Source organism: Streptomyces sp. NPDC058632 (assembly GCF_042717095.1).
In the GTDB taxonomy this organism is placed as follows: domain Bacteria; phylum Actinomycetota; class Actinomycetes; order Streptomycetales; family Streptomycetaceae; genus Streptomyces.
In genome coordinates this window covers 1-1,373 of record NZ_JBHXQZ010000212.1, presented here as the reverse complement: position 1 = coordinate 1,373, position 1,373 = coordinate 1, and the positions used below count along the sequence as shown (strand labels likewise).

At 70.4% G+C, this 1,373-nt stretch carries 1 protein-coding gene; it reads left to right on the top strand.

Annotated elements, in window-relative coordinates:
* Positions 1–175 precede the first annotated feature (175 nt).
* Complete coding sequence (locus ACFWVE_RS35030) at positions 176–1,339, top strand: ISAs1 family transposase (RefSeq protein ID WP_384023313.1); 1,164 nt, start codon at positions 176–178, stop codon at positions 1,337–1,339.
* The last annotated feature ends 34 nt before the right edge of the window (positions 1,340–1,373 follow it).

Here is a 1,373-nt window from a genome sequence, read left to right as displayed (position 1 = left end):
CAGGGTCCGTTGCATGATTGCACTTCGTCCGGAACATCGGGTTGGTCCGGTGGTGGAGTGGACGTCCCGGTTCGGGCAGGGGTGAACGCAGCGCAGGCACGGTCTCGGTGATCATGTGAGTGTCGAAGTCCCATGAACACCTGGTGAGTCCGTGCCTGCCCCTGCATCTTCCCTCATGCCCACCGTGCTGGACCAACTGGCCCGGACCCCCGCCTCGGCCCCGCTGGCGGACGCGGTCCGCCTGGCCGAGTTTCTGGATCTGCTTCCCGATCCGCGAGGCGTCCGCGGTCGCCGCTACTCGCTGCCCTCCCTGGTCGCCGCTGCCGCAGCGAGTGTCCTGGCCGGCGCCCGCTCACTCACCGCGATCACGGAATGGATATCCGACGCCCCCGGGTGGGCCTGCCGGGCACTCGGCTTCCCCCTCGACCCGCTGACCGGCACCGTGTCCGTCCCACACCCCCACACCCTGCGCCGCCTCCTCGTCCAGCTCGACGGTGACGCCCTGGACCGGGCGATCGGTGCCTTCCTCGCCGCCCGCGCCGCCCCGGCCGGCCCCGGGCTGCGGGCGATCGCCGTCGATGGCAAGGCCCTGCGCGGCTCGCGCACCGCCACCACCGCACACCTCACTCTCCTCGCCGCGATGGACCACGCCGGCCACGTCCTGGCCCAGTGCCAGGTCGCGGCCAAGAGCAACGAGATCCCCGCCTTCCAGCCCCTGCTGTCCACCATCGACCTGACCGGCACGGTCATCACCGCCGACGCCCTGCACACCCAGCACGCCCACGGCACCTACCTCCGCGAGCGCGGTGCCCACTACATCGCCCAGGTCAAGGCCAACCACCCCGGTCTGTTCGACCGCGTCCGCCGCCTGCCCTGGCGCGAGATCACACTCGACCACCACGACCGCACCCGAGCCCACCACCGCCTGGAGATCCGGCGGCTGAAGACTGCCGCCTTCGCCCACCTCGACTACCCCGACGCCCGCCAGGCCCTTCAAGTCGTGCGCTGGAGGAAGGACTTCACCACCGGCAAGCTCACCATCGAGCGCGTCTACCTGATCACCAGTCTGCCGCCCGGCACCGCGAGCGGCACCCGGCTCGCCGCCTGGATCAGAGGGCACTGGAAGATCGAAAACCTGCTCCACCACGTCCGCGACCGCACGTTCCGCGAGGACGACTCCAAGATCCATATCGGCTGCCTCCCCCGCATCATGGCCGGCCTGCGCAACCTCGCCATCGGCGTCCACCGCCAGGACGGCCACACCAATATCGCCGCCGCCCTACGCCATGCCGCCCGCGACTGCCACAGGCCCCTGACCGCCCTCGGCCTCACCGGATGAATCCGGACAGATCTCGATCATGCAAGGGACCCTG